Here is a 22,247-nt window from a genome sequence, read left to right on the forward strand (position 1 = left end):
CACTTAACACTTTATCAAAAGAGGAGTCCCTTTTCTAGTTTTTATACTAAATTTACCTATACTTATTTTACACTATGGCTTATTTACATATCATATTGAACATGATAAACTTAACCTTAACTACATTTGGAAGGAGGAATAAAAGTTGAATACAGTACCAGAAACAGAGTTAAATAACCGAATTGAAAAGTTTCAAGAAAAATTGAGTAACAAAGAAGTTGACTTAGCCGTAATTATCGAAAATGCAGATCTGTTTTACTTTTCAGGAACTATCCAAGCCGAATACCTATTTATCCCTCAGCAAGGCCAACCGCTTTTGTTAGTCCGCCAAGGACTTGATAGAGCTAGCAAAGAATCAAATTTAGAAAAAATAATCACCTTTAAAAGCTCTAAAGAGATACCAGAGATTTTAAAAAAGCAGGAGATTAAGCTACCCCAAAATCTAGGTTTAGAACTGGATGTAGTAGCCTACGAAGAAGCGGCTAAACTACAGAATATCTGTCAAGCCGACTCTTTGAGCAGTATAACTACTTTAATTAGACAGGTTAAAATGATTAAGTCCGAATATGAAATCAAAAAGATTAAAAGGGCTGCCGATAAGTTAAAGGGGATTCCAAATCTAGTAGCTGACAAGCTAAAGTCTGGCTTTAGCGAATTAGAACTATCAGCTTTAATAGAACAGTACTTACGCCAAAAAGGACACGCCGGTTTAATCAGAATGAGAGGTTTAAATAATGAAATTCCAATGGGAATCTGCGTAGCTGGAGCTAATGCAAAGCTTCCTATCAAAACCGATGCTCCTTTTGGAGGAGCAGGAGTGCACAGTAGTCTCGGCATTGGAGCTTCTAAACAAAAAATTCCTACTGGAAAAACGATACTAATCGACTACTTAGGCCATCATCAAGGATACTATGCCGATCAAACTCGATTAGCCATTATCGGTGAACCTAATGCTTATCTTAAAAAAACATATCAACAAATGATGGAGATGGAAAGCAGACTAAGTAAGTATCTAACTCCAGATTATAGCTGGCAAACACTCTATACTAAAGGAGTAGAGTTAGCCACAGAGTTCGAAGTTGAAGAATACTTTATGGGCCATGGAGAAAATAAAGCTCAATATGTAGGCCACGGAATAGGATTGGAGTTAAACGAGTTCCCTTTTCTAGCTAAAGGATTAGACTTTCCTCTAAAACCGGGAATGGTTGTAGCTCTAGAGCCTAAATTATTAGTTCCTGAAATAGGTGTTATTGGCATTGAAAATACCTATCTAGTAACTGAAGATAAGCCTGAAAAATTAACTACGGCCCCAGAAGAACTAATCGTCATATAAAAGCCTAACCTTTTGGTTAGGCTTTTTTATTTTCAGTTTCACTTTCACTTTGATTAGCATTTAACTTATCTTTAGTTGAGCTATTAGATAATTGAATATCTATTTTATCACCACTACTTACCAGCTCTTCTAACTGAGCAGGCTGACCGTTCTTTTTAAGAGACATTTTATCTTCGGTTTGAGGGGAAAGGTTATAGTTAATATAGTTTAAAACCTGTCTAATAGTCATCCCTGCTATTTGATAAGTAATTTGATCACCATCCTCTACCTTAGCCTCAAAAGTAGTCTCCTCCTCATTTTTCAATAACTTAAAGTTAGAATTAGGAATCTCTAAGCTGCGATTATTAATTATAAGCTCTAATTCTGATTCAATCTTCATCCCCTCTAAAGCCTCTTCTACAGTTAAACTATCTCTAAGCTCTTCTTCAAACTCAAAAAAAAGTCTATCTCCTGTCTCAATTTCAGCATCAAATCCTACCTCTTGATTATTTAGCTGTAATTGGTAATTACTAAATACTTCTTTTTTAGCTTTACCATTAACTGAATAGTTAATCACTTCCTGTTTAAGTTTAGCTAAATCCAGCTCCCACAGCTCAGTAATTACATCTTCTACCGTTTTGAATTCACGATAGGTTATTTCATCTCTATCCGCAAGAGAAGCATCTAAAGTAGTCTCTTGACCGTTTAAGTAGTACTTGGGCTCCAATAACACTGGCTGGTTATTGACTTCTATTTCTTTAGCCTCTATTTCCGGCACCACATCAGCTACTACTCCTTGTCCAGGTTGGCTTTTTTCTCCAAACTCTACTTCTATCTCCGCTCCATCACTAATCGGAGTATCCAATTCCACTTCTTCTCCTGCTAAAATGATTTTTCCCGCAGTACCAGGCTGTCCCGGAATTATCTTAACCTCCCCATTAACCTCTACTGTTAATGCTAAGCCTAATGTCGGCTCTAAGTCCTTAAAATCAATTTCGGCTGCTAATAAAGCATCCGCCACTTTAGCCTCACCTAAAGTAAAGAGATGAATCAATTCCTGATTAACCTTCACGTCTAAGAAGTTAGCCTTATTTTGATTGAGAAAGCTACTAACTCCAATCCCTAATGGAGTTATCTCTTGAGAAACTGCTAAACCTTCAATTCCTCCTTCAACATAATGAGAATCAACTGTATGTTTAATCCCTATTCGATTACTAGTTAAATTTAAAGCTTGACCTAGTTTATCCTTAAATAATGGTGAAAGACTGCCGCCTCCAAAACAGATAACCGCTTGAGGCTCTTGACGATTTAAATCAATAATTTCTTCAGCAATTAGCTTAGCTAACTCTTCTACTTTAGGCTCAATCCTACCCATAATTTCTTGAGTAGCTACTTCCACCTTTTGATCTAAAATATCCTTTACTTTCACCGTCTCTTTCTCAGTCAACTGACGCTTAATTCTTTCAGCTGTATGGTAATCCAACATATAGGCATCACAGATAGCTTCTGTAATCTCATCACCAGCTACCGGCACCATAGCATAACCAATTATAGAGCCGTCCTGAGTAACAGCAATATCAGCAGTTCCTGCTCCAATATCTATCAAAGCTAAATTAAAGTCATGCATATGTTGCGGAATCAAGATAGTAGAAGCAGCAATAGGCTCTAAGGTTAAGTGATCTACTTCCAAGTCAGCCTGCTTAATTACTGTCAGCAAAGAGTCCACTACTACTCGCGGCAAAAAGGTAGCTACTAGTTGTACACTAATCTTAGCTCCCCGCTGACCTAAAAGATCATTAATTACCATTTCGTCCAATCGGTTCTTAATAGTACTATAGCCTACAAAATGGTAGGCTACTTCATCCTGATCCATTAATCTTTCCTGGGCCCGCTGCACAGCAGTAAATTCCAAAGTCCTGATATCCTCAGCAGTAATCTCTTTACTGCTTTCAAACTCCAGAGCAAATTCACTCTCCACCGTCTTCAAGGCCCGACCCGCAGCAGCAATAGCTACTTTTTGTAGTTCTATTCCCAACTCTTCTTCTAAGCCTAACTTAATCTCTTTCACTTTAGCTGCCACTTCAGGCACATTGTGAATCTGCCCATCCAACATAGAACGACTCTGATGCTCTAAAGTTTTAGCCCCTTTAACCACTAATCTATCCTCCAATTGCTCAAATACAACTCCTACTACAGTTCTAGTCCCTATATCTAAAGCAAAAATTAAATCTTCATTTTCAGTCACTGGCATTCACTCCTTCTAAATTAATACCTATTACAAATATTCAGTTTAAAACTCGATTTTCCTCTAAAGAATCCAAAATAAAAAAAGACCTCCACTTTAATTCAGTGAAGGCCTTGAGTCTTTAAATTTAAATTAGCCTAACATTTTTGCTAAGTCATCCTGCGGATCTCCAGTTAACTGGAGATTGAAGTTCTCCTGTAAAAAGCCTACTACAGTTTCACTTAAAAACTCCGGTGGAGTAGGGCCCACATAAATATCCTGCACACCTAAGTTATAAAGACCTAAGAGAATAGCAACTGCCTTTTGTTCAAACCAGGATAAAACTATACTTAAAGGCAACTCATTAACTCCACAGTCAAAAGCATCAGCCAAAGCAAGAGCAATTTTAACTGCAGAACCAGAGTTATTACACTGCCCTAAATCTAAATAACGAGGAATCTCAGTCCCTGGTACAGTACCAAAATCTAAATCATTGAAGTTAAACTTACCGCAAGCTGTAGTTAAGATTACACAGTCTTCCGGTACCGCCTTAGCTAACTCTCGATAATAATCGTTACTAGAACCTGGAGTATCACAACCAGCAATCACAAAGAATCTACTGATCTTTCCTTCTTCCACAGCTTCAATAATAGCTGGAGCTAACTCCAATACATTAGAATGATGGAAACCAGTCATTAAAGTCTCTGCGGACTCCTTATTACCCGCTGGTAGTTCCAGAGCTTTCTCAATTAAAGGTTCAAAATTATCGTATTCAATCTTAGTTACTCCTTCTAAACCGGTTAACTGATAGCTAAAGAAGCGATCTTCATAGCCATCTCTAATCGGTAGTACACAGTTAGTAGTACCTAAGATTGCCCCTGGAAATTCAGCAAATAGCTTGCGTTGGTCAGTCCAGGACTTACCTACATTCCCTGCTAAATGATCGTATTTATTTAGCTCTGGATAAGCATGAGCCGGCAGCATTTCTGAATGAGTATAGATATTAACCCCTTTACCTTCACTCTGCTCTAATAGTTTCTTTAAAGCTCGCAGATTATGTCCAGTCACTAAAATCGCCTTACCTTTGATCTCATTTTGAGGTACCTCTACTGGCTCAGGTAGACCTAACTCATCTGTATGAGCTTCATCTAAAAGATCCATCACCTTAGTAGTAGCCTCTCCTACTCGCATTGCCATGCCAATTGTTTCCTCAAGATTAAAGTTAACATTAGTTAAAGTAGAATATAAGCCTTCTTGAATAATAGCATCTACTTCTGGGTCAGTATAGCCTAGCTCTCTAGCGTGAGTAGCATAAGCCGAAACTCCCTTTAAGCCAAAAATAATAGTATCCTGCACACTAGCTAAGTCTTCATCCTTACCACAAACACCTATCTTAGTACAACCGCCACTCGGTGTCTGTTGACATTGATAACAAAACATATTTCTTGTCTCCTGCTTAGTTTCTTCCTCCTGCTTGCCGCCAAAAAGTTTAGATAACATTTATAAACGCCTCCTTATTTTTTTGCTTCTTTTTTTACTGTAAGTATATTATAGGCTTTTATTTGCATAACTTCTGTGATGTATATCAAAGTTGATTAATATTTTGATGATTAATAGGGAGAAATTATAAATTATTATCGTTCTATTGCTTCGTTCCCGATATAGCTATTATCGAAAGCTTGAGCTAGTTGATATGTTTCAAGCACTTGCCGTTCAGTCGGCGTCCTGCCTCCTTCACTCTCAAAAATAGCCCTCCCGGCATCCGTGCCTCCGGGCTATTTTAAGAGTCGCTCTTTGAAACATATCAACTTGCAAGTTTTCGTTATCAGCACGATCAACGAAACAGTATGAAGATCAACCAGCAAAAACAACAAAAAGCTAGATTTCCGCGCCTAAACATCCCTAAGAAATTAATTGATATCGTGAAAAACGATTACGTTATCAGCACGGCCAAATGGGTGTTTATAAGCGATATTAAAGTTTATTTTTTAGTGCTTCTTGACGAATCGGAGCTCAAATAAAAGCTGGTTTAGCTAATTTTTCTAATTAAAATTAGCTTGCTTTTATTTGAGTGGAGATGAGTCTTAGAAGTACTAAAATAAACTTTTCTAGCGTTAAACATCCATTTGGCCTCCTGCACCAACGAAACAGTATACCAATATTGCTTTATCTTTTGAACTCCAACTATTAACTCTTAATTATTAACTATTAACTGAACTTTTAACGATGATACTCCTCACCGTTAATAATCTTAAAAGCTCGATAGATCTGTTCTAGGATAATTAACCTAACCATCTCGTGAGTAAAAGTCAAATGCGAAAGCGACAGTAAGTAATCTGCTTCTTCCTTAATCAAATCATGCAGTCCTAAAGTGCCACCGATGATAAAGTCCAATTCACTATAGCCCTGTACCTGAAGATTGCCAATAGACTTAGCCAAACCCACAGAAGTCATTGGCTTGCCCTGAGAATCCAAAGCTATACTATAAGAACTATTACTTAACTTAGCTATTAACTTTTCAGCCTCTTCCTCTTTTAACTGCTCCTTTTGAGCCTGACTGAGATTCTTTCTTATCTTTTTAGCTTTAACTTCTACTATTTTTAGATCTACATAGTTTTGTAATCGCTTCTCAAAGTCCGCTACTCCTAACTGGAGATAATCACTTTTTAGACTACCTACTGCTATTAAATTAACTTTCATAAATTAAGCCCTCCCCTCAAAGCAAACATTAAAAGAAGCCAGCCTAAGCTGGCTTTACTTTATTCTGCTGCTGGACGTGAATCTAACTCCAGTCTAACTTCTTTTAATTCTCCTTCTCTATAAAAAGATATATCTACTTCTGCTCCTACTTCTAAATTCCTTAACTGATTTCTCAATTGAGACATGGTAGTTATCTCCACTCCACCAATACTTTTAATAATATCTCCTCGCTGTAAATCTACCCTATCAGTTGGGCTATCTTCTATTACCTCAGCTACAAAGACTCCAGTTTCTTGTTCTAAATTATAATCTCTAGCTAAACTTTGGTTAACCGTAACTCCATAAATGCCTAACCAAGGCCGGATTACTTTACCCTCATTTATCAGCTCCTGAGCAATCTGTTGAGTAGTATTAATCGGAATAGCAAAACCTAAACCTTGAGCTCCCCGAATAATAGCTGTATTAATTCCAATCACTTGTCCTTGCCTGTTTAATAAAGCTCCCCCGCTATTACCAGGGTTGATAGCAGCATCGGTCTGAATCATATCGGTTAATTCAGTTCCCGGCTGTATCTCTAACTGTCTCCCAATAGCACTTACTACTCCAGTAGTTACAGTATTAGCAAAGCCAAAAGGATTGCCGATAGCAATTACCGTTTCGCCTACTCTTAATTCATCGGAATTACCCAATTGAGCCACCGGTAAATCCTTTCCTTCAACTTTAACCACAGCTAAATCGGTAATTGGATCCCTGCCTACCACTGTTCCCGTAAATTCACGCTGTTCCTGTTCGCCTTCATTTAAAAAGACTCTGATTTGATCTGCCCTGCGAACTACATGATTGTTGGTTAGTATATAACCTTCTTCACTAAAGATAACTCCCGAACCTTCTCCTTCTACTTCTTCTTCTCTGGTTCCAAAAAAGAAATCATATGTTGATCGTCTTTCTTTAGTAGTAATTCTCACTATAGCCGGGCCCACATCTTCTGCCACCTGAGCAATGGAGTCATTAACTTTTGGAGAGTTTTCACTTTCCTGGCTTTCCTGAGTTAAGAAATTAGCACCTAAATTTTGATCTTCTTGGTTAGCTAAACTGGGTAGTATCAAGGCTGCTATTAATGCTCCCAGGATAACCCCAATCAAGCCCATTATTAAATAGCTGCGCCAATTATTACGAAAATCACTATCACTAAAAAAATAGTTCATTTCCAGCTTACCTCCTGTAGCTTCTTAGTAAATCAAACTACCTGAAATAGCTCACTTACTTGATTGCGGTAAATAAAGTCCAACTTTAAATCAACATCTAAATCTATTCCCGCATCTACCAACATATTCTTGATAGTCAAGTAAGCTAATTCCGGTACGTTATTATCTTTACTAAGGTGGGCCAACAATATACGCTGTACTGAATTTTTAACTAATTCCACTGCTGTAGCTCCTGCCTCATCATTACAAAGATGACCCTGTTCACTCATTATCCTTCTTTTTAATGACCAAGGATAAGGGCCCGTTTTCAACATTTCCAAATCATGATTGGCTTCCAAAATAACCAGCTCTGCTTCAGCTAAATTTCCCAGCAGTTCTTGAGTCATACAGCCGATATCAGTAGCAATAGCTACCTTTCGGCCCTGGCTATGTAAGGCATAACCTACTGGATCTTCAGCATCATGAGGTAAGCTAAAACAATCAATCCCTATATCTCCAATCTCCAAACCAGCCTTATTCATTACACACCTATTTTCAGCAGTAATTTTACCTAGTTTTTGCTCAGCTACGGCCCAAGTTTTTTCTGTAGCATAAATAGGCAAATCAAAGCGTCGGGAAAGAACTCCCGCTCCTTTAATATGATCTTGATGTTCATGAGTAATTAAGATAGCATCTAACTGCGAGCCTTCAATATTTATCTGCGCTAATCTATTACTGATCTTTTTTCCACTCAGTCCAGCATCAATTAATAGCTTCTTTTTAGCTGAAGCAATATAGATAGAGTTACCAGAACTTCCACTAGCTAAGGAACATACTTCTAAAGAAATATCTACCAGCCCCTTCCTGTTGCTTAATAATTTTCTATAAAGATTCCTCAATAAATAAAGGACTTTTTTACTTTTAAACTGAATGATTATTAATAGGTAACTACTCAGGTTTTAATCTTTATAGATACATTATTGCATTAACGTTAAAAGATAAAATTCAAATTCTATTAGACGCAGACTAAGTTCGGACAAAATCTGACTAAAACATAAGAGATTAAAGAATTAAAGGATTTTAAAATCTAGTCAGAACTTAGTCAGATTTTAGTCTGCGTCAAAAAGTTTTAATGTTTTGAACTTATCTGTGTCTATCTGTGCAATCTGTGTCAGAGTTGCACCTAAGTAGTTGCATTAATAAAAAATTTAACTAAAAGTTTTTTAGAAAGGAGTACTCAAGCACATGGCTCTCAAATTTGCAGAATTTAAAGATAAAGCCTCAAAAACATTAAATATTAATTTAGATAGCTATAAAGAAAAAAGAGTTAAACGCCGAATTAATAGTTTAATGGATAAATCAGATGTTAAAGACTATGATGAATGTCTTAATTTACTAAAAACTGATGCTGAGTTTAAAAAAAAGTTTTTAAGTCATTTTACCATTAACACTTCAGAGTTTTTTAGAAATCCCAAAAATTTTAAATACTTACAGGATGAAGTATTACCTAAGCTTTTAAAAGAAAAAAAGCAGATTAAGATCTGGAGTGCAGCCTGCTCTGACGGTTCAGAGCCCTATACCTTAGCCATCATCCTTAATGAAATGAATGTCAAAAGCGATAGGTTTCAAATTCAGGCTACTGACTTAGATCGAGAGATCTTAAAAAAAGCTAAAGAAGGTATCTATAATGAAAATTCAGTAAAAAAAGTAGAGGATAAAATCCTCAATAAATACTTTACTGCTCAAGATGATAAATATATTTTGACTAATGATATTAAAAATAAGGTTAAGTTCAAACAGCATAATCTTTTATTAGACAACTACGGCTCTAACTGGGACTTAATTCTGTGCCGAAATGTATTTATCTATTTTACTAAGGAAGTCAAAGATACCATTACCCAAAAGTTAAGTAATGCCTTAAGAAAGGATGGGTATCTCTTCCTAGGTAATACGGAATACCTTTTGCAGCCGGATAAGTATAATTTAAAGAAAGACTACACTTCTTTTTATATTCGCCAGGATTAATCTAGATTCTTTTTAGTAATAATATACTCTTCATCAACTAGGTTAGCTGCTCGTTCACTAATCCTAGCTTTGATGAAGATACCCTGGTTTTTATACTCTTCAGTTATTACCTGACCTCGATTATATATCATCTCTAAACTACCAGCATCAGCATAAGGAAGTAATACCTCTACTTCTACCATAGTACTTAAAACTAACTCAGAAATTTTAGCTAATAGCTTTTCTACTCCCGTACCTTCAACAGCAGAAATAGCTAAGCTCTCTTCAACATAACGTTGCTTTAACTCTAAGCTATTAGGATCATCTATCAGATCTATTTTATTAAAAACGGTAATTATCGGCTTGGATAATACATCTAATTCTTTTAAAACTTCCAGCACAGCATCTATCCTAGCTTCATAATCCTCTTGACTAGCATCGACTACATGAATCAAAATATCTGCTTCCTGAACCTCTTCTAAAGTCGCTTGAAAAGCTGCAATCAACTGATGGGGCAGATTGCGAATAAAACCTACTGTATCACTAATTAATACCTCTCGGCCTATGGGTAGCTTTAGTTTGCAAGTGTTAGAATCTAAGGTAGCAAAGAGCTCATCTTTAACCAAAGCTCCTGCTTTAGTCAAGCAGTTAAGTAATGTAGACTTGCCAGCATTGGTATAGCCCACTAAAGAAATAGTAGGTAAGTGCCGCCGAGAGCGCTGAGTAGTTCTAGTCTTCTGCACCTGTTGAATCTCTTTTTCTAACTTGGATATTCTTTCCCGAATTCGACGTCTATCTATTTCCAGTTTACTTTCTCCGGGCCCGCGAGTCCCAATCCCTCCGGCTAATCTAGATAGCTCCTCGCCTTTACCAGTCAATCTAGGTAATAAGTACTTCAGTTGAGCCAGCTCTACTTGTAACTTACCCTCTTTACTATTAGCATGTTGAGCAAAGATATCCAAAATAACCTGCGTCCTATCAATCACCTTAATTCCCAACTCTTCCTCTAAGTTTCTCTGTTGAGCAGGGCTTAACTCATTATCAAAAATCACCAGATTAGCTCCAGTAGCATACTTAAGCTCTTTTAATTCCTGCACTTTACCATAGCCTAGATAATAACGAACATCTGGATAACTACGATACTGACTGGCCCGAGCACAGACCTCAATACCTGCCGTCTCTGCTAAGCTAGTTAACTCAGCTAAAGATTCATCTTTCAGCAAAGAAGAGTCTGCCAAAAAAACTCCTACCAAAATAGCCTTTTCCTCTTTGGATTCTTCCACCTGCACCGTCTCTACAGCTTCTAATTGGCTTTCTAAACTCTGCACCTTAGCTAAATAATCAATATTCATCAAGTCAGCTAGTGAATAGGGCCCGTGCTGTTCACTTCCTAAGCTTAAAGTGCCTCTATCCAGTTGAGGATAATATACTTTAGCCTCTAAGCTACTTTTATCAACTAACACTGGCAAATGTAGAATTAAGTCCAGTCTATATCTCTGCAAAAAGATATCAATTCTATTATCCAAAGCTTCATCTAAAGTTAAATAAATACATCTTAATCCACTTAATCTTTGTTGACTACGCCGCTGCTCTACTCCTCTAAAAAAGTCTTCACTCAAATTTCCTACTTTAATCCTCAATACTTCTCCTCTTCTATTAACTAAAACTGCTACCTCTTTCTCAATCATCTTAACTATATCTATTAACTCCTCCAAAAACTTCCTAGAAGCTAACTCCGCAGCAGCAAAAGGAGGAGTATCCTCCAACAAAGACTCCAAGGCCTCTATCTCTATATTACTTAAAGTAGTTAAATCTCCCTTTAAATCCGAAATAAACATCACCTCGCAAAAGTTTTACTTTAATCCTCTAAATCCATTTTTCTTTGCTGCACATTAGGATCAAAAGGTAAAATCTTATCGTAAGCTATCATCTGCAAAGCCTCTCTACTGCGATTAACAAAGCACTCCTCTAGATGATCAACTCCACACCTTTTGCAAATCCCATCTACTTGCTTCAGAAGGTCTTCAATTTTTGACTTAGCAAAATCCCTAGTCTCTCGTTTAAAATCCACTTCTGCTAAACCTTCCTGTACCTGTCGTCCATTTTCAGTAAAGCGATGTAAATAGTTTTTAGCCTTGTGTAAGTTGCAGTCTTTAACACATTCAGCCAAACAGTCCAGCTCTTCACAGTATTTATTAATAGCTCGCCAAATTTTACTTACTTTATACTGGGGAATAAAGGCCATAAGTAGCCCTCCTTTTCAATTTATAAGCTTGTCATAGTTAAGATATAGATATATTAAGATCAAATTCTCCAATATCAGTCTCTAAATTAATAGTTAATACCTGCTCAGTAGACATAGCTACTGTTTGTCCCTTACCAATAAGTACTTGCGGCGGGACAATATCACAATTATAATTATTTTCATTTAAAGTAGTCAAAGCATTACCACAAATAATATTAGCTAATTCTCCCATTGCTGAAGTAACAAAAGTATCTATCTCTTTCATCTCCATTCCGGACATTCCTTCTACAATATCTAAGACCATATCTTCAGGAAAGCTAAACAGAATAGAACCGTTTAAATCACCAGTAACTCCAATAGAGATATTAGCTTCCTTGGTAGAAACTAAGTTATCATTTGTTTCCAGATCTCCTCTACTAACCTCTAGTTGCAGCATACTATTAAATACATCATTAGCAGCTTTAAAGATAGGATTTACATAATCAGCTTGCATCTTCATTCCTCCTTATCAATTTCAGTTAATTATTATCCACATACTCGCCAATTTTTTGGTCAGCACCAGCAACATGATGGATCAACCAAGTAAGTAGTTTACCACTAAACTCCATAACTAATTCTTCATTACATTTATCAGCTTCAAACTCCTGCTTAAACTCCATAATCTCCTGTTTAAATCTTTCGTGAGTTTGACGATGTTCTTCATAATCAGGATAGTTATATTCTCGTTGAATCTCCTCTTCAGAATCAAAATGAACTACTACATATTCTCCCATAAAGTTCAAAGTTTTTTCAATCTCAGCTGCTTTTTTCTCCATATCTTCCTCACTTCTAACTACCTGCAAAAAATCATTTAAGCGATTAAATAACTCTTTATGCTGTCGATCAACCTCTTCTACCCCTATTTTATACCTTTCCTTCCAGATCATAGCTGGTCACTCCTTTATATATTAATCAATACTAATTACTACTTTATATATTTCTAGATTAAACTCTTATATCCTGCACCTGTTAAAGTAATTTCTTAAGCTTAACAATTAAAACTAATTCTCAATTTTAACAGTAGTCAATAAGTTATTAATGCAAAAACTTCCTGAATGGAATCCATCCAGGAAGTTAATCAGAAAAAAGCACCACAAATAACTATTAGTGGTGCTTAAAACTATAATTATTTTAAGTCAATTACTTTACATTCACCTGTTCCTTTAAGCTTTTACCAGCCTTAAAAGCAGGTACTGTTCGCGCTGGAATCTCTATCTCTTCTCCAGTTTGAGGATTTCTCCCTGTCCTAGCACTACGATCACGTACTTCAAAACTGCCAAAACCAATTAATTGGACTTTAGCTCTTTCCTCACTAGGTTTAGTAGCTTCTGTTGCTAAATTTTCTGTGATCACTTCCAACATGCTATCTACTACTTCTTTAGTATCCTTCTTAGTAACATCAGTTTTATTAGCAATTTGATCAACTAAATCAGACTTGGTAATATTATTTGCCATTATTAACACTCCTCCTATACTTAATTTATTTTTAAATCATTTACTACTAAATTACTTATACAATCACTAGTAATTTTCCTCTATAAAGCTTAAGTTATTCCCATATTAGCAGATTTTAGATTAATATTCAACTCTTAGTTGTAAATAAAGCAAATAAATTCTTAAAATATTAGCTTAAACCTATAACTAAACTAATTTTCAGAACCTACTATCCCCTTAGGAATAGAGAGCTTTTGACCCACATTAATTCGATCTGGGTCTTCAATATTATTTGCTCTCACAATTGCCTCCACTGTAGTTCCAAATCTACGAGCTATTTTGAATAAAGTATCTCCAGGTTGCACAACGTAAACTGTAAAAGAAGGCTTTTCATCTGTTGGCCTATCCACAATTTCAGCCACTTCTACTAATTCAGCTATAATCTTTAGTTGTCTAAACCGAAGTACTTTAGCAAACTTTTTAATACTAATTATTAGTTCAATTGTGCGCTGATTTAATAAATTAGCCCTTACATTCGCTACCGACACATCAATCTGAGCATTCATATCTTCTGTAGCTCCCGGAACCTGCACAAAGTTCTGGAAATCAAAAAACTCACTCACAAAATGTACTGGCTGTTGAAACTCCATCTCATCTTCTATATCAGCTACATATAAGGCGGTACCCTTAATTTCTCCTTCTATTAAGACTCCCCCCTCTTCTACAGTAGCTACTGGATCGAATATTCTAGCATCCACCTCTAATATTCTTTCAATATCTGGTTTTCCAGCTGGCAAATTAATATTTCTAGTAATCCTTTCGGTAACTATATTTTCTCCAATTACCTCTTCTACTCTCAACAGCTCTCTATCAAACTTTACACACTTACTTTTAATATCGGTAACAACTCGCACCTGTCTAGGCTTTGTTACTTTTACGAACATCTCTATTACTATTTCTCCTCTAGCAGTATCAGCATCTACTATGTTAGAAGTCAATCTTCTGATAGTAACGTCAGCAAAAGCACTTAAATCATCATCTTCAAAGACTTCAGGTACATCTATAACTTCAGAAAAGTTAATAACTCCTTCAGCAAAATGTACTGGCTGATCCCCCTCGATAGTTTCAGCTACATAAACTATTCCTACATCAATAGTACCTTCTACTACTACTGCTCCATTGGTGATTTCTGTCTCGACCTCATCTATTAACTCACCTTGAATCCGCAGTATTTTTTCAATAGGCGGCTTCTCTACAGGTATATCTACTTCTCCAGCTACTACAGTAGTCATTATATTTTCATCTATTACATCATCTATCTTTAATAGCTCATCTTTAACCACTACATCCTTCTTTTTAAATCCCCATACTTTAGTAATTAATTTAACCTGCCTAAATTCTGTAACTTTAACAAAAATACTAACAGTTACCGAAACCTCTACTGTTCTTTCATCAATAAACTCAGCACTAACTCTGGTCACCTCTGCCTCAGCTATCACGTGCATATTCTCTTCTACTCCTGGAATGTCTATAAAATCACCAAAGTTTAGCAAACCTTTAAAAAAATGAACCGGTTGCTGAGCTTCCTTAGGATCTGGTATATCTGCTACATATAAAATACCTGCTTTTATTTCACCATCTACGTCCACGCCTCCATCTTCAATTAAAGCCTCCACCTCTACCACTTCGGCTGTGACATCCAGTATCTTTTCAATATCAGGCTTTTCTTCAGGAACCGTCAACTCTTCAGTAATGGATTGTCGAGCTACATCCTCTCCAACCACAAACTCTACTCGTACAACTTCATCTTTAAACTTCAATCCCATCTACTTACTCCTCCTTCCATAATAAAAGCTTAAAAGCTTTCAATTATACTATATGCATTAAAAATGGAAATGTGTACAATTTTTTATGAAATTTTCACCATATAAGTCTATTGTCACATTTGAAGGTAGTTCTCATAAAATAAAATATAGAGTTAAAATCACTATTTAAGAAGGGAGGTAATAAATTATGAGTTTTGGTTATCCTAAAGAAATATTCCCTTATCCAGCAGTTCAGTACATCCCTATTAATTATTATAATCTAGAAATCAACCCCAGCCAAGTTGCTCTTAATCCTCAAATATACGTATTTTCGGAACTAGCAAGGGCTAATCAAATAGCTAGCAGGTATAATATGTCTTTAGCATCAGCTAACGAGTTACAAAGTAATGAATTACTGTTAATGAGTATCGGCGCTCAAGTTGAGGATATTAAGTATAGAGCTTATAGAGTTATTATGGTTACTTCACAGACAGAAAGCTTAATCCATACCTTCAAAATTAAAACTGATTACTTCTATAAGAATAGGTTAATCTTTATTCTTTATCAAGCAACTGGAGCCCAGTTAGCTACTCAAAGGTTTAATCTCTAAGTCAATTTTTGATTAATAAAGTTACTCTCTCTTTTTTAAATAAACAATACCTTACTTCTAAAGCAGTTTTAGCTACTATTTCTTCACCAGAGTGTGATAATTCAAAATCAAGAGGGCTTACCTTTATACTTAAGTTTAATTTACTTCCTTCGAGCTCTCTTTTTTTATTTTTTAAACTAATCAACTGCTCAGTAATCTGCTCTTTATTCATTTGCTGGACTGTTCCTTGTTGATCTATAAATTGAATTGTATATTTTAATCTACATTCTAGCAAAAAAGCACTAGCTAATAACTGTTGATCATAACTATCAATTTTAACTCTTAATTCTTGAATTTGCTTAGCATAGCGAGTTAAATACATTTCATTAATAAGTAATAATTTCTGTTGATTATTTATTAATACCCTATCTACCAAAAAGCAGTCCAGTTTAAGTTTTTTAAGACTTTCTTTTTGTTTAGTTGCTACTTTAACTAATAATTGCCGTTGCAGACTACTTACTATTTTTAGCAAAGGACGCAAAATTAGTTTATCATTTTTAAGCATAGCCTTAATTTCTATTACTTCTAATCTATACTCAAAATTTGTATTTGCTCCTTCAACTGATGATAAAGAAAGTAATTTATTGAATTGTGACTTTAAATTAAGCCTTTTTTCTTGTCCATTTTGATCGATATAGTATAGTTCAAAGCTCAACTGACCACTAACAATAGCTTGGTCAGCTATTATTTTTACTTTAGATTTAACCACCCGACTATGAAGCTCAACTAATTGTCGATAAATAATTCCTAAAGTAAAGCAGTCTTCAATTAGCCAACTTTTATTTAAGGTTTTTAGTCTTTCTTTAGTTTTTATCAACTTTCCTTGCTGAGCAGTATAGACTGTAACTTCCTCAGGCCGATAAAGGGTTAGATTAGCTACAAAAACCGTTAGCAATAATAGATTCTTGCCATTAATAAAGTCCCAACCTTTTATTTGTAACTGATTCAAAATTTCTGTATCTATGCTTAAATCAGATAAATAAACAGACTTTTGAAATTCACCTCGTTCTTCTAAATATTTAAGCTTACCGCTTTGCTTTAAAACAGAAAAACGATAAATGACTGAAGCGGTAATCAAAAGCTGTTCTTGAATTATTTCTTCTTTTAAATCCAGTATTTTGATCTCCAAATCTACAACTTTTTCGACTTCAATATCTAAATTCAGTTTAGCTTTAATTAAAAAATTTACTTCTTTGCTTCCTGTAAATCTATTTAAAATAAGCTTTCTACTTTGTAACCTAGCGGGCTTAGTTAAGTTTTCACTTGTTTTGAAATCTTCATCCATAACTTTCACCACCAGTCTTACTAAGATATATGTCTAAGTAGTAATAAAAATAACTCTAGAATTACAGTTTAAGTTTGGAAAAGCTATAGGGAGGCCAAGGGCCCGAATGATAAAAATGAAAGCCTAAATTAAAGTAAAAAACCCTTAATTTTTTTAATCGCAATAAAAAATCACTAGCTTTAGACTTATCAACTAAATAAACAGAGTTTAATAGCATCGGTTTACTTAAAGCGCCGGTCTGCATATCTACCAACTCATTCATTTGAGCCCTACTTGCAATCTCTGCTAACTGATTATATATATAATCAGTTAGCTCCTCAGCTTCTTGATCGGTTTTCTTGCTCACTTCCTCCTGTAATCTCTTTTCCAAAAAACAATTCTGCTCTTCGTTTACATTATCTAATCTCCACTTTAACTCTTGAATTTGGGAATTACTATCTACAATATAACTTCTCAATTCTTCAAAGTCACAGTATAACTTTAAACTCCATTCTCTATGGTTTTTCACTTTATTTAAGCTTTTCTTAATTTCTGGTAAGATCTGTTTAACGGCTTCTCGTAGCTTAATTTGATGTTTGAAGATAGTACCAAAGCTAATAGGAATTACCGTCGTCCAGTCCATTGCCTTTTCAATTATCTCTTCGTGTCGCCCCACCTTTTCTCTTAACCATTCCAGATTTTTAGACTTCTTACTTAACTCCTTTTGGCTAAAGTCTAACAAAGAGATCTGGCTAACTAAAACCCCTACCTCAGCACAGTTAATAATGTATGGTTTATGAGATTTATCTACTCCCAGTAAGTCTATTTCAAAATCAGCCGGCAACTCCAAAATACAGTAAACATAAAGTCCCTCCACCATACTCCTGGCCTCCTAAATATAAATAATAATCTCTTTAAGCTTTAATTATAAATATTCACCTAATTATCCTTCTATCACTAACTAATAATTTAAAAAGCAGGTACCAATTAAGATACCTGCTTAATACTATTCATCACTTTCCGACTCTACCAAATCTTCTTCCGTTTCTACTGCTTCCCAATTACAACTTTCTTTTATCTTTTCTTGCTTTATAGGTTTTGCTAACTGCAATGACGAAGAAACATCCGGCATAGCTAGTTGATACTTAACTGCTGGCTCTTGGAAGGCCTTAACGAATAACTCAATAACTATTTTTTGAGTTAATTCAGTACCAGCTTCATTCAAAATAGGCTTAACATACTCTACTCTAGCTTTCACAACAACATCAGTACAGTCAGCAGAAACTCCTGGTAAATCAATAAAACCACTAAAGGAAGTTTCATCTTGCTGATGGTATTCTACATTATCCTCACCTACAAAGTAGATCTGTTTATGAATAATGCCTTGTAATACTACTTTATCGGTCACTAGCTGAGTCTCTATCTCCTCTAAGCTAACTTCAATATCCTTGATTTTGATAGCCGGTACATCTAAACTCAAAGTATCCTCATGCAAAATCTGTCCTGTATCCTCACCGAGCACTGGATTTAATCTAACCTCTTTTCCATTAGCATCCAGCTCTACTTTCAACTGAGCCTGCTCAGTAACCTTAACAAAAAAGTTGATTACTACCTTCTGCTCTAAGTTTAATCCTTGAGCATCCAGTTCTCTTTTAATATGTTCAATCTGTGGATGGACCTGCACCTCCATCCCTGATTTAGCCCCAGGTAAATCCACAAACTCACTAAAAGGTATATTCTCCTGCTGATGATACTCTACATTATCTTCGCCTACAAAATAAATCTGCTTATGCAAAATCCCCTGTACAAGCACCTTATCCTCAATAACTTCAGTGCTGATATCTTCCAAGCGGGCCCTAATATCAGTTACCTTAATCGCAGGAGTATCCAACTCCAAAATATTTTCTAACATAGTTTGACTATCGTTTTCGCCAATAACCCTATCGGCTAATACCAGCGGGCCCTCGCCAATCTCCACAAAAATCTGCTGTATCTCTTCTACAAAAACCCGAATACTAATCAATACTTTCTGATGTAATACCGTTCCTGCCGGCAACAGTTCAGCCTTAATCGATTCAATAGCTGTCTTAATATCCACTTCCATATCTGGAGCAGCTCCAGGAACATCAATAAAAGTAGAAAACTCTATATCTTCACTCTGATGTTGAATAATATTATCCTCTGTTACATAAAAAACTTGCTTATGTACGACCCCCTGTACAACTACCTTATTGCCTATTATTTCATGGTGTAGTTCAGTAATATAAGCATCTATATTTCTCACCTTCTGGGCCGGGAATTCCAAATCAAGGTCATTAACTAACATTTCTTGCGTACTACCTTCACCAACTAAAACTGGCAGTTTAAGTAACTCGATTGCGGTACATTGATCCATACTTATCCCCCCTTCTGTATAAAAAAATTGTCTTTAAATCTATACCCCTGACCCCAGTTGCACCCCCTCTTTTTGCTTTATTTAACAAAATTTATTATTTATGCTAACTGCTTTCTAAAAAGATCAATATATTGATCTTCCCAAATCTCTAACTGTTTCTGATCTATAGAACCTTTGAAACTATTATCATTTTTTATTAACAAACTTGAACCTTCAGTTAAAATCTTTAAATGCCTTAATATTAAAATCTTAGTAAAAAATATTCCTGTTAATACCACTATTATTATTATTTCTAACATTGAACTTCCTCCTTCCAACTACAACATTCTCTCTTTACATCATATGCTAACAATAAAAAAATGTGAATCTAAAAAGCACCACGATGAATAATATTTATCCTAATTTTATTATTAATTAACGCTCCTTGACTTTATTTTAAAATTCTCAAAAAATATAAAAAAATGGCTGAGATAAGTATATATACTCATCTCAGCCATAATAATTTAATAACAGCCTAAAACACATCCACTACTACTTCTACAGGTTGAGGCGGTAATCCATCATCTATTATATCTAAAATCAGGGTCTCAGTAATAACCTCCTCAATTACATCAAAGGGATCTTCGACTATGGCCGTTACTACTGTTAATTCCGTCAGTACAGTAATCTTGATAAAGAATTGAATCTCTAGATCCTGAATTAATTCATCCGCAGCTTCGTCAAACTCAAACTCAAGATCTACAATCTCTCCAAAGATTTGAAAGTCTACTCCTATTTCTCCTACTTCTAAGCCTATATCAGCCAAGTTGAGAGTAAATTCTAAAGGAATCTCCTCGATAAAAGCCTCTTCATTATCAGCAGCATCTAGATATTCTACTTCTTTAACTAAAGTACCTGTAATTTCTACTAAATCATCATTGTTATTATCAACAAACTCTATAGCTGCATCTACTATCATAGCATCTACATCGAGAATCTCTACAACTGCTGGCACTACTTCCTCTAAGTCTACTTCAATCGTCAAAGGATCCGGAGTAAAGATACCCTCATCAACTACTACCGGCACTAAAACATCAATGGTTTCAGTAACAATAGTATCTTCAGCTTCGCCAGTACCTTCAACGGCAGTCACTACAAATACCTGCTCACTAACTCCAGCCTGAACTGTGGCCACTACTGTTACAGCTTGGTGCAAAATGCAGCCCTTATCTCTTAATTCAAAAGCAACATTTTCAATTTCCACCGATACATCTACCTCTGCCTCAGGATCTAAGTCTGGGAAAGGCACCACTATTGTAAAGTCCATTTCTTCACTGCGCATTATAGTTTTGCCTTTACGGCTTAAATATTGAATATCTTTATCGATAATACCGGTAACTAAAAATTCACCATTTAGTTGCTGCCACTCTACTGAGTCTGCTCTAATTTCCGCATCAATACTTACTGTATCTTTAGCAGCTGGTGGACATAGTTTGAAGTCAGCCTTTACTATTTCTTGGGCAACGGCCTCTTCATCTACAATTTCTTTAATCAGTTCTTGCTCTACTTCAACTCCTAATACAGGCGGAGGTGGTGGCGGTGGGGGAGCAATGGGTTCTATCTCTTCTACAATAATCTGCTTTACTCCTTCTCCAACTACCTGCCTAGTTTTAATCAAAACATCGTTATCTCCAGTAGCTACATTAACCTGTACCTCTTCAGTAACAGTAACACTTAAATTAAGAACTACTTTCTGATGCACAGTCGTTTCGTTAATCAATTGCACTTTCGCTAACTCTACTACCTCTTCTATAAAAACTTGCATACCTGCCTGTGCTCCAGGAGTATCTATAAAGGTGCTAAAGGGAATATTTTCTTCGCGATGGTATTCTACATCATCCTCACCTACAAAGAATATCTGCTTGTGAATAGTACCTTGCACAATTACTTTATTAGCAATTACTGTAATATCTAAATCTTCTAAAGTAACATCCACTTCTGTAACCTTAATGGCAGGTATATCTAAAACAAAATCACTGACATCCATAGTCTGAGTCTCCCCAGTAGCTACTACTTGATCTAACTTCATTAACTCACCTTCGGGATCTATATTTAAATTAATTTCCTGTGTTTCAGTAGCTTTTACGAAAAACTCTACTACTACTTTTTGATGGATATTAGTGGGTGTAGTTAGCTCTCTTTCAATAGCTTCAATTTCAGGAGTGATCTGGACATTCATTCCTGGCTCTACTCCCTCAATCTCTACAAAAGTACTAAAGGGAATATCTTCTTGCTGGTGATAACCTACATCATCTTCACCTACAAAGAATATCTGTTTATGCAAAGTACCTTGAATAATAACTTTATCAGTGATAACTTCATAGTTTAAATCCCTAATTTCAGCCCGAACTTCCGTTACCTTTATAGCTGGAATCTCCAATTCAAAATCATTAACTATTATTTCCTGTTCCGCGTCTTCACCAATTACTGTTTCTAGTCTAAAAGGGCCCGCATCTCCAACTTCTAAAGGTATCTGTACTGTTTCTGTAATCTTAGCAAAGATTTCTAAAACTACTTTCTGAGTCAGTTCGGTTCCATCAGGGGAAAGCTCAAAATCAACGTGCTCAACTACAGCCTGAATCTGAGCCTCCATGCCTTCTTCAGCACCAGGTACATCTATAAAAGTACTAAAGTTCATATCTTCAGCTCGATGATAAACTACATCGTCTACACCGACATAAAAGATCTGCTTATGCACTATCCCTTGCACAATTACTTTATCATCTATCACCTCATAAGTTATATCTCTAACCTCAGCTGTAATATTTCTAATCTTTTGCGCCGGCACATCTAGTTCTACTTGTTGTAACTTAGCTCTCTTTACTTGCTTACTATTCTGATCTGACATTATTAAAATCCTCCTTTACTTTTAGTTCATTATATGCAGTCCAATAAAAATTGTGTCTAAAAATATCTAAAAACAAAAGCAGGTGCTACTAACACCTGCTTAGCT

General features: G+C 35.7%; 19 protein-coding genes. 3 read left to right on the plus strand and 16 right to left on the minus strand.

What is annotated here, in order from left to right:
- The first annotated feature begins 145 nt into the window (after positions 1–145).
- A complete protein-coding gene (locus tag MWH30_RS07825; protein ID WP_248663512.1) occupies positions 146–1,333 on the plus strand; it encodes a M24 family metallopeptidase in 1,188 nt (395 codons plus the stop codon).
- A 16-nt stretch (positions 1,334–1,349) separates the two neighbouring features.
- On the opposite strand, the gene MWH30_RS07830 is transcribed toward MWH30_RS07825, so the two are convergent.
- The 5 genes from MWH30_RS07830 to MWH30_RS07850 form a co-directional block, all read right to left on the minus strand.
- Positions 1,350–3,557, minus strand: coding sequence for a cell division protein FtsA (locus tag MWH30_RS07830; RefSeq protein ID WP_248663513.1), 2,208 nt, complete (start codon positions 3,555–3,557; stop codon positions 1,350–1,352).
- A 132-nt stretch (positions 3,558–3,689) separates the two neighbouring features.
- Entirely contained in the window at positions 3,690–5,036 is a 1,347-nt protein-coding gene (gene hcp / locus MWH30_RS07835) for a hydroxylamine reductase (RefSeq protein WP_248663514.1), read from the minus strand.
- 720 nt (positions 5,037–5,756) lie between these two features.
- On the minus strand, positions 5,757–6,236 hold the full coding sequence (gene rlmH, locus MWH30_RS07840; RefSeq protein ID WP_248663515.1) for a 23S rRNA (pseudouridine(1915)-N(3))-methyltransferase RlmH: 480 nt from the start codon (positions 6,234–6,236) through the stop codon (positions 5,757–5,759).
- A gap of 59 nt (positions 6,237–6,295) precedes the next feature.
- Positions 6,296–7,441 carry a S1C family serine protease gene (locus tag MWH30_RS07845; protein WP_248663516.1) on the minus strand — a complete coding sequence of 382 codons (1,146 nt, stop codon included), beginning with the start codon at positions 7,439–7,441 and terminating at the stop codon, positions 6,296–6,298.
- Between the two features lie 32 nt (positions 7,442–7,473).
- Positions 7,474–8,319, minus strand: a complete 846-nt coding sequence (locus MWH30_RS07850; RefSeq protein WP_248663517.1) for an MBL fold metallo-hydrolase — start codon at positions 8,317–8,319, stop codon at positions 7,474–7,476.
- Positions 8,320–8,665: 346 nt separating this feature from the next.
- Between MWH30_RS07850 and MWH30_RS07855 the strand changes: the two genes are divergently transcribed.
- Positions 8,666–9,445: a CheR family methyltransferase gene (locus MWH30_RS07855; RefSeq protein WP_248663518.1), complete on the plus strand. Its 780-nt coding sequence runs from the start codon at positions 8,666–8,668 to the stop codon at positions 9,443–9,445.
- On the opposite strand, the gene hflX is transcribed toward MWH30_RS07855, so the two are convergent.
- The 6 genes from hflX to MWH30_RS07885 form a co-directional block, all read right to left on the minus strand.
- A complete protein-coding gene (gene hflX / locus MWH30_RS07860; protein WP_248663519.1) occupies positions 9,442–11,262 on the minus strand; it encodes a GTPase HflX in 1,821 nt (606 codons plus the stop codon). The genes MWH30_RS07855 and hflX overlap by 4 nt on opposite strands.
- A 20-nt stretch (positions 11,263–11,282) precedes the next feature.
- Entirely contained in the window at positions 11,283–11,669 is a 387-nt protein-coding gene (locus tag MWH30_RS07865) for a hypothetical protein (protein ID WP_248663520.1), read from the minus strand.
- 37 nt (positions 11,670–11,706) lie between these two features.
- Positions 11,707–12,162, minus strand: a complete 456-nt coding sequence (locus MWH30_RS07870) for a chemotaxis protein CheX (RefSeq protein ID WP_248663521.1) — start codon at positions 12,160–12,162, stop codon at positions 11,707–11,709.
- Positions 12,163–12,187: 25 nt separating this feature from the next.
- On the minus strand, positions 12,188–12,595 hold the full coding sequence (locus MWH30_RS07875; protein WP_248663522.1) for a bacteriohemerythrin: 408 nt from the start codon (positions 12,593–12,595) through the stop codon (positions 12,188–12,190).
- A 253-nt stretch (positions 12,596–12,848) separates the two neighbouring features.
- Positions 12,849–13,163 carry an HU family DNA-binding protein gene (locus MWH30_RS07880; RefSeq protein WP_248663523.1) on the minus strand — a complete coding sequence of 105 codons (315 nt, stop codon included), beginning with the start codon at positions 13,161–13,163 and terminating at the stop codon, positions 12,849–12,851.
- A gap of 191 nt (positions 13,164–13,354) precedes the next feature.
- Positions 13,355–14,968, minus strand: coding sequence for a DUF3794 and LysM peptidoglycan-binding domain-containing protein (locus MWH30_RS07885; protein ID WP_248663524.1), 1,614 nt, complete (start codon positions 14,966–14,968; stop codon positions 13,355–13,357).
- Between the two features lie 187 nt (positions 14,969–15,155).
- Between MWH30_RS07885 and MWH30_RS07890 the strand changes: the two genes are divergently transcribed.
- Positions 15,156–15,557 (plus strand): hypothetical protein, encoded by a 402-nt coding sequence (locus MWH30_RS07890; protein WP_248663525.1) that lies wholly within the window; start codon positions 15,156–15,158, stop codon positions 15,555–15,557.
- Between the two features lies 1 nt (position 15,558).
- Here the strand turns inward: MWH30_RS07890 and MWH30_RS07895 are convergent, their stop codons facing one another.
- The 5 genes from MWH30_RS07895 to MWH30_RS07915 all read right to left on the minus strand — a co-directional run bounded on the left by MWH30_RS07895 (position 15,559) and on the right by MWH30_RS07915 (position 22,142).
- Positions 15,559–16,881 (minus strand): hypothetical protein, encoded by a 1,323-nt coding sequence (locus tag MWH30_RS07895; protein ID WP_248663526.1) that lies wholly within the window; start codon positions 16,879–16,881, stop codon positions 15,559–15,561.
- A 61-nt stretch (positions 16,882–16,942) separates the two neighbouring features.
- Complete coding sequence (locus tag MWH30_RS07900; RefSeq protein ID WP_248663527.1) at positions 16,943–17,740, minus strand: GvpL/GvpF family gas vesicle protein; 798 nt, start codon at positions 17,738–17,740, stop codon at positions 16,943–16,945.
- 126 nt (positions 17,741–17,866) lie between these two features.
- Entirely contained in the window at positions 17,867–19,255 is a 1,389-nt protein-coding gene (locus tag MWH30_RS07905; RefSeq protein ID WP_248663528.1) for a DUF3794 domain-containing protein, read from the minus strand.
- Between the two features lie 98 nt (positions 19,256–19,353).
- Positions 19,354–19,554 (minus strand): hypothetical protein, encoded by a 201-nt coding sequence (locus MWH30_RS07910; RefSeq protein ID WP_248663529.1) that lies wholly within the window; start codon positions 19,552–19,554, stop codon positions 19,354–19,356.
- A gap of 215 nt (positions 19,555–19,769) precedes the next feature.
- On the minus strand, positions 19,770–22,142 hold the full coding sequence (locus tag MWH30_RS07915; protein ID WP_248663530.1) for a DUF3794 domain-containing protein: 2,373 nt from the start codon (positions 22,140–22,142) through the stop codon (positions 19,770–19,772).
- Between the last annotated feature and the right edge of the window lie 105 nt (positions 22,143–22,247).

Origin of the sequence: Fuchsiella alkaliacetigena (assembly GCF_023227765.1) — a bacterium.
Taxonomy (GTDB): domain Bacteria; phylum Bacillota; class Halanaerobiia; order Halobacteroidales; family Acetohalobiaceae; genus Fuchsiella; species Fuchsiella alkaliacetigena.